This window comes from Campylobacter showae CC57C (assembly GCF_000344295.2).
In the GTDB taxonomy this organism is placed as follows: domain Bacteria; phylum Campylobacterota; class Campylobacteria; order Campylobacterales; family Campylobacteraceae; genus Campylobacter_A; species Campylobacter_A showae_B.
Map to the genome: position 1 here is coordinate 1 of NZ_AOTD01000186.1, position 6,750 is coordinate 6,750.

The 6,750-nt window shown below is 47.3% G+C and carries 10 protein-coding genes; 6 read left to right on the top strand and 4 right to left on the bottom strand.

What is annotated here, in order from left to right; all coding sequences use genetic code 11:
* Nucleotides 1–35 precede the first annotated feature (35 nt).
* Both H740_RS07040 and H740_RS07045 read right to left on the bottom strand, forming a co-directional pair.
* Nucleotides 36–449 carry a pyridoxamine 5'-phosphate oxidase family protein gene (locus tag H740_RS07040; protein ID WP_002952761.1) on the bottom strand — a complete coding sequence of 138 codons (414 nt, stop codon included), beginning with the start codon at nucleotides 447–449 and terminating at the stop codon, nucleotides 36–38.
* A 10-nt stretch (nucleotides 450–459) separates the two neighbouring features.
* The gene (locus tag H740_RS07045) at nucleotides 460–837 is read right to left on the bottom strand and encodes a hypothetical protein (protein WP_002952763.1); all 378 of its coding nucleotides are present in this window, start codon (nucleotides 835–837) and stop codon (nucleotides 460–462) included.
* A gap of 87 nt (nucleotides 838–924) precedes the next feature.
* Here H740_RS07045 and H740_RS07050 point away from each other — a divergent pair, with 87 nt between their 5' ends.
* The 6 genes from H740_RS07050 (at nucleotide 925) to gdhA (ending at nucleotide 5,377) form a co-directional block, all read left to right on the top strand.
* On the top strand, nucleotides 925–1,440 hold the full coding sequence (locus H740_RS07050; protein WP_002952764.1) for a hypothetical protein: 516 nt from the start codon (nucleotides 925–927) through the stop codon (nucleotides 1,438–1,440).
* A gap of 54 nt (nucleotides 1,441–1,494) precedes the next feature.
* A complete protein-coding gene (gene dut, locus H740_RS07055) occupies nucleotides 1,495–2,190 on the top strand; it encodes a dUTPase (RefSeq protein ID WP_002952765.1) in 696 nt (231 codons plus the stop codon).
* Between the two features lie 349 nt (nucleotides 2,191–2,539).
* The gene (locus tag H740_RS07065; RefSeq protein WP_002952768.1) at nucleotides 2,540–3,274 is read left to right on the top strand and encodes an EI24 domain-containing protein; all 735 of its coding nucleotides are present in this window, start codon (nucleotides 2,540–2,542) and stop codon (nucleotides 3,272–3,274) included.
* Nucleotides 3,275–3,335: 61 nt separating this feature from the next.
* A complete protein-coding gene (locus H740_RS07070) occupies nucleotides 3,336–3,524 on the top strand; it encodes a hypothetical protein (protein WP_002952769.1) in 189 nt (62 codons plus the stop codon).
* A 171-nt stretch (nucleotides 3,525–3,695) separates the two neighbouring features.
* Entirely contained in the window at nucleotides 3,696–3,818 is a 123-nt protein-coding gene (locus H740_RS12420; RefSeq protein ID WP_269430642.1) for a hypothetical protein, read from the top strand.
* Nucleotides 3,819–4,018: 200 nt separating this feature from the next.
* The gene (gene gdhA / locus H740_RS07075) at nucleotides 4,019–5,377 is read left to right on the top strand and encodes an NADP-specific glutamate dehydrogenase (protein WP_002952770.1); all 1,359 of its coding nucleotides are present in this window, start codon (nucleotides 4,019–4,021) and stop codon (nucleotides 5,375–5,377) included.
* Between the two features lie 404 nt (nucleotides 5,378–5,781).
* Here the strand turns inward: gdhA and H740_RS07080 are convergent, their stop codons facing one another.
* Together H740_RS07080 and H740_RS07085 are read right to left on the bottom strand one after the other, a co-directional pair.
* Nucleotides 5,782–6,555, bottom strand: a complete 774-nt coding sequence (locus H740_RS07080; protein WP_002952771.1) for an ABC transporter ATP-binding protein — start codon at nucleotides 6,553–6,555, stop codon at nucleotides 5,782–5,784.
* Nucleotides 6,555–6,750, bottom strand: a 196-nt coding sequence (locus H740_RS07085; protein WP_002952772.1) for an iron chelate uptake ABC transporter family permease subunit, incomplete at its 5' end; no start/stop codon positions are given. The genes H740_RS07085 and H740_RS07080, both read right to left, overlap by 1 nt.

Here is a 6,750-nt window from a genome sequence, read left to right on the forward strand (position 1 = left end):
ATCTCGGAAAAGCGCTCGCGAGACAAGCCGTTTTATTAAATTTGTTCTCTCTGCCAGACGAGTTTCTTCCCAAACCCCAACGCATTATGCGTAAATTTAACCCAGCCTAGGCTCAAAGCATAAAGGCTCGGGTTCATCGCCAAAGCGTAAGGAAAGCGCGCGAAGTAGATTTTGCTTTGCTGCGCGGTTGCAGGGGCGGCTAGGGCGCGAAACTGCACGCCCTCTATCTTGCCGACTATTTTGGTATCAAGCGCGACAGTGCCGGCCACGTCAGGCTCAGCTAAAAACGCCTTCACGTGAGCGCTCTGCTCACCGCCTGCTACGACAAAAGCTAAATTTTCCTCGTCAAAGGCGTAAAAGCAGCTCGCGCAGTAGGGCTTGCCATCATCTAAAACAGCAAGGCTAAGCAGGTGCATTTTGCGGATAAATTTTAAAATTTTCTCATCCATTTCGTCCGCCTTAAGCGCTAAAAATTTGAGCCAAATTTGCCGAAACCCAGCTAAAATTTAGCACTAAAAAGCAAGCTAAAACTAGCCAAAAAGCAAAGATAAAAAGCTCGGTTCTGACAAATTTAGTTTCCGCTTTTTCGCGTTTAAATAATGTCACCGCAAGTCCCGCAGCAAAGCCGCCGATAAAGCTAAAATAGTGTACCGCCGCGGGCTTAACGAAGCTTGGCAGTTTGCCCGCAAAAAATAGCGAAAATATCGTAAGCGAGATCAAATTTGCTAGTAAAAAATAAAACGCGACTACGGGAATTTGCGGGAAAAATCCGTGCAAAACAAAGCTCAAAATGGTCGCGCTAATAAGTAAAAATACGCGCGTGGCAAAACAGCACATTTTCATCCTTTTTTTGAGTGATTTTAGCGCAAGGGGTATTAAGAAAAAAGAAATTTAGTCGATATAAAGCCAAAAGGACGACAAATCATGAAACTACAAAACTACCAAAGCGCGAGCCTAAACAGCTTTGATTTTAGCTTTAAAACCAGCGGCGGCGACGAGATAAATCTAAAAATGTACGACAACAAAACAGTAGACTACGCTAGCGTCAAAACAGCCGGCGCATCGGCATCCGCGCTCACTCTCACGCACGAGTACGGCTATAGTTTCTCCTATAAAGGCGACGGACTAGACGCTCGCGATAAAGAGGAGCTGGCAACCGCTCTAGAAAAGATATCGCCTAGCATAGATAAATTTATGAAAAACGTCAAAGAGGGCGAGGATTGGGTATCTTCGCGCGTGACAAATCTCGCAAACTCCTTTCGCAAGGAGCTTCCGGAGGTCAAAGACGCAAATCACAAAAATTTTATCGCAGACGGCACGCTAAAGCTATTTGATAGGCTGATGGAGCAAAATAAAGCGGACGCCAAGCTACTTCAAAACTCCAAAAAGCTCTTTGACGAGCTCATTTCTCAGCTGGATAGCTTTAAAGTTTACGTTTAGTTCGCGGTTTAAAATTTTCGCTATAATTCATAAATTTTAAAAATAGGAAAATTTATGAACGCGAATGAAAAAATCACCCAAATGCTAAATCTCCAGCAGAGTCTAAACGACGATACCAACGGCATCGGTTGGGAAAACGGTGTCAACAAAAACGGCAAACTCATCAACTGGAAGCGCTGCATATATATGGAGTGCGCCGAGCTCATAGATAGCTTTGCCTGGAAACACTGGAAAAGCATAAACGCTCCGACCAATGAAGAAAATCTGCGCGTCGAGGTCGTGGATATCTGGCACTTTTTGATGAGTTTGATGCTTGAGCAGTACAAGTTAAACAACCTCGGCGACATCGCAAAGCTATCAAGCGATATCTGCGCTAGCAGCGGCTTTGAGGCGTTTTGCCGCGAGCCGTTTAACGTCGCTGATGAAAACATCTACGAGATCATAAACGACATCGAAATGCTCATAAACAAGTGCTCTGGCTTTGAGTATACGCTCTTTGATCTGCTTAAAATTTACTTCACGATGAGCCTAAAATGCGGTGTAAATCTCAGCTCGCTTTACGAGTGCTACGTCGGCAAAAACGTCCTAAACCGCTTCCGCCAAGACCACGGCTACAAAGAGGGCGCCTATAAAAAGGTCTGGAACGGCAAGGAAGATAACGCCGTGATGAACGAAATCCTGGCTCGCGGGCTAAAAAGCGTGGACGAGATCTACGCCGCGCTCAAGGCCGAGTACAAAGCGGTAAAATAAAATTTGCGGGCTAAATTTGCGCCTATTTGGTTGTTAAATTTAGCCAAATTTTTTGCGATTTAGTTTGGCGGCTTAAGTCGCGGGCGGTTAAATTTGAGCGCAGTTTAGCCGTGCTAGCTAAAATACCGCCGTTTAGCCCGCAAAAATTTACGCCGCTAGCAAGTCTATCGCCACCAAAAAGCTGGGTAAATTTGAGTAAATTTAGCTAAATTTGAAGCGGAATTTAAATCGGTCAAATTTAGCCGCAAAATCTATACGTGCATTAAATTTTAGCGCCGTTAAAAGCATTCGCCGCGCCAAACGCCCTTTCGTCGCAAAACGGCATAAATTTAAATAATATGGAGATTCATTGTTCGCTGATATTTTACGTCTTTCGATAAAGGACCTTTTCACACCCAAATTTATCGCGCTTTCTATCTTGCCGCTCGTTTTTTCCGCACTCATCATCACAGCGATCGCGATGTTTGGCGGCCGCGAGCTGTATGAGGCGCTAAACGCGGCCGTATCCAGCGAGGCAGGCGCGCTGGCCGAGTATCCGATGGTGGCTAAAATCCTTAGTCTAAGCATCGCAAAATGGCTCATCGGCGCGATATTTTACGCCGTCGGCGCATATCTGGTCGTCATGCTTTCGGTTTTTTGCGCGCTCGCGGTTGCGGGCTTTCTAACTCCTGTGATCGCCCGCGAGATAAACCGCAGGCACTACCGCGTGGACGAGGCACAGCTGGCAAATATTAGCCTAGCTCGCCAAACGGCTCTTATGGGCAAAATTTTGCTCGAATTTTTCCTGATCGCGCTTATTTGCGTGCCGATTTTAGCCGTGCCCGCGCTAAATTTCCTCGCCCTGCACCCGGCGTTTTTTTATCTTTATTATTCGCTGCTTTTCATCGACGTCGCGCCAAACGCCCTCTCGCGGCACAAATTTGAGCTTTATTTGCTGGACTACGGCGGATATAAATTTAAAGCCGCCGCACTGTGCTTTTACCTGCTTTGTTTGGTGCCTATTTTCGGGCTTTTCTTGCAGGTTTTTTTCATTATTTATTTTTCGCATTTTTTCTTTTTACGCGAGACTTCGCGCTTGACGTAAATCATTTCAAATCGGCGAAAAACTAAATAAAATAAGCCGAAATTTTAAAAAAGGAAAACAAATGAGAACTGAAAATATCGTAGTTTGCAACGTCTGCGGACAAAAAAGCACGGAAAACGAAAACGCAGTATTTATCCGCGCTCACAAAAACGGCGAAGAGGTCGATATCTGCACGGCGTGCATCCCTAGCGTCATCCACGGCTCGGGTCTAGTCGTCCGCAGCAACGACGAAGTCAAAGAGGATATGTAATCTATTTTAGCCCGCTTTGGGCTAAAATTGACACTCTGACTCGTTTTTAGCAAATTTAACCCGCCCAAATTTACTCCAGCATTTTTAAATTTATCGCCTTACATAGATTAAAACAAGCCTGCAAAGTTAGTCCGTATCTGCAACAAGCTCAAATTTAGCCAAAAAATAAATTTGACGAGAATAGCCACAAATTTGCCGATAAATTTCAAATTTGACGAATTCTCGCCAAATACGCAAAAACTAAAACGGCAAAAACGCACCGCCGTAAATTTAAATATCCTAAATTTAGCATAGTCCCGCCAAAGCCGACCAAAATCTCCGTCAAAAGCCCAAATAAAACTACAACAAATTTATCAAAAAGTTACGTTTGATAAATTTAGTTTCGATACGTAACACTTATTGCCTAAAATAAAAATATAAAAATAAATTTAAATAAAAATTTTTTCTAGGAGAGTTAATATTCAACTACAAAAATTTGACGAATAGGAGTGAAGATGAGCGAGTACATCGAAAAAACGATGGAGTGGATAAAAAGAACCAATCCGGGCCAAGGCGTGTTCGTGCAGGCTGCGACCGAGGTGCTAAACAGCCTCGAGCCACTTATAAAAAAAGAGAGCAAATACCAAAAACACGCGATCCTAGAGCGTATCGTGATACCTGAGCGCACGGTGATATTTCGCGTTACCTACACGGATGACGACGGCAGACCGCAGGTTCATAACGGCTACCGCGTGCAGTTTAACTCAGCCGTGGGCCCCTATAAAGGCGGTATCAGACTGCATCCTAGCGTGGATCTTGGCGTGCTAAAATTTTTAGGGTTTGAGCAAATTTTTAAAAACTCGCTCACGGGCGTAAATATCGGCGGCGCAAAAGGCGGCAGCACCTTTGATCCAAAAGGCAAGAGCGATGGCGAGATAATGCGCTTTTGCCAGGCATTTATGACCGAGCTATACCGCCACATCGGCAACACCGTGGACGTGCCCGCAGGCGACATCGGCGTGGGCGCACGCGAGATCGGCTATATGTTTGGGCAGTATAAAAAGCTCACGGGCAGATTTGACGGGATACTAACGGGCAAGGGGCTAAACTGGGGCGGCAGCCTAGCGCGCACGGAGGCGACGGGATACGGGCTGGTTTATTTCACGCAAAATATGCTGCAAAAAGCGGGGCTAACGCTAGAAGGTAAAAAGTGCAGCATAAGCGGTAGCGGAAACGTCGCTATCTACACGGTAGAAAAGCTCTATCAAGTAGGCGCGCTGCCTATCACGGTTTCTGATTCAAACGGATACGTTTATGACGCAGAGGGCATCGATCTAGCGGTACTTAAAGAGCTAAAAGAGGTCAAACGCGCGCGCCTTAGCGAGTACGTCAAATTTAGACCGAACGCAAAATACGTAAGCGTAAGCGAGTACAAAGAGGGCAGAAACGGCGTGTGGGACGTGCCGTGCGACGGAGCGTTTCCGTGTGCAACGCAAAACGAGCTGCACCTAGCCGACATAAAAGTACTTTACGCAAATGGCTGCCGCTTCGTGGCCGAGGGCGCGAACATGCCAAGCACACTTGATGCGATAAATTTCATGCTCGCGCAAAAGGACTTTTACTTCGCTCCGGCAAAGGCGGCAAACGCTGGAGGCGTGGGCACGTCGGGACTAGAAATGATGCAAAATGCTGGCATGAGCTCATGGAGCTTTGAGGAGGTTGATCGCCGACTGCACGGCATAATGAATCACATCTTTGAGCTTAGCTACGAAACTAGCAAGGAGTTTGGCGACGAGGGAAATCTGGTGCTTGGCTCAAATATCGCGGGCTTTCGCAAGGTAGCCGACGCGATGATAGATCAGGGGTATGTGTAAATTTGGCTTTGGGGCTCGTTTGCTGCACTTAGAGTGTGGCGAGCGAGCCTTTTTGGGCATGGTTTTGCTTTAATCAAACACGCTCTAATGAGACAAATTTAACCGTCCCAGCCTGCAAAATGAGAGATTAAATTAACCGCCGAATTTACAGACGGCGCAAGCCTATAGCCGCGCCGACTAAAACCAGCCAAGGCACGGCCAAATTTTATAAGCCTCAAATTTAAGCTAAATTTGAGAGCAAATTTTACCAAACGACGAGCCTAGCCAAATCCGTCAAATTTACAAGGCGGGTACGCGCCTCACGCCTTAGGCGCAAAATTTATCCGCCTGTCGCCGCGCCCGTTGCTCTCATTCTTTTTGATTTTGCCTAGTACAAATTTACGCCGCTTCTTGCGCGCTGTAGCTCACAGTGGATGCGTCAGGCAGCACTTTCTAGTTACTTGCTCGATGTACTCCACGCTCAAATTTAGCCCGTAAAGCTTGCTTAGATGTTTGCTCTCGATGATCTCGTCCACGGTACCAAAAGCCACCTCGCCCCCGCCCTTAACCAGTGCCACGTAGCCGCCTAAAAGCACGGCAAAATCGGGATTATGCGTGGTTAGCACGATGGTGTAGCCTTGCTCTTTTAGCTGCTTAACGGTGCGCAGGAATTTGTACTGATTGCCAAAGTCCAGCGCCGAGGTTGGCTCGTCAAACACGATGATCTCGGGCTTTGCCGCCATCGCGCGCGCGATCGAGCACATCTGCTTTTGCCCGCCGCTCATCTGAGTGATAAATTTATCCTCGAGGTGCGTGATTTCAAGCTTTGCGGTAAATTCCTTCGCGATCGCCGTGTCCTCCTCGCTAGGCCGCGCAAAGATGCCCAGATGCGCCGCTCGCCCCATCGTGATAAACTCAAGGCCCGTGTAGTCGTACTCGCAGATCTCGCTCTGAGCGACGTAGGCCATGATTTTGGCGCGCTCTTTGTTGCTGAGCTCGGCGCTATTTTTACCGCTGAGCCAAACTTCGCCCGAGTGCGGCGCCTGCGTGCCGCTGATTAGGCTTAGCATAGTCGATTTGCCCGCGCCGTTTCGCCCCAGTATCGTTAGTATTTCGCCCTTGCCGACGCGTAAATTTACGTTTTCTAGCCTACCCGCGCCGTTTGGGTAGGCGAAATTTAGATTTTTAACCTCAAGCATCACGCAACCTTTTTGTTTCGCCAGAGTACCCAGACGAAAAATATCGTGCCGATAAAGCCCGTAAGTACGCCCAGAGGCACCTCGCTCACGCTGATCGTGCGCGCTAGGGTATCGACGAATAGCAAAAATATCGCCCCCATAAATATACTAGCGGGCAGGCTGCGGGCGTTGTTCGCGCCGACTAGCATGCGAGCT

Coding starts and splice junctions, on each gene's coding strand:
- H740_RS07040 (WP_002952761.1), bottom strand. CDS start 449: ATGGATGAGAAAATTTTAAAATTTATCCGCAAAATGCACCTGCTTAGC.
- H740_RS07045 (WP_002952763.1), bottom strand. CDS start 837: ATGTGCTGTTTTGCCACGCGCGTATTTTTACTTATTAGCGCGACCATT.
- H740_RS07050 (WP_002952764.1), top strand. CDS start 925: ATGAAACTACAAAACTACCAAAGCGCGAGCCTAAACAGCTTTGATTTT.
- dut (WP_002952765.1), top strand. CDS start 1,495: ATGAACGCGAATGAAAAAATCACCCAAATGCTAAATCTCCAGCAGAGT.
- H740_RS07070 (WP_002952769.1), top strand. CDS start 3,336: ATGAGAACTGAAAATATCGTAGTTTGCAACGTCTGCGGACAAAAAAGC.
- gdhA (WP_002952770.1), top strand. CDS start 4,019: ATGAGCGAGTACATCGAAAAAACGATGGAGTGGATAAAAAGAACCAAT.
- H740_RS07080 (WP_002952771.1), bottom strand. CDS start 6,555: ATGCTTGAGGTTAAAAATCTAAATTTCGCCTACCCAAACGGCGCGGGT.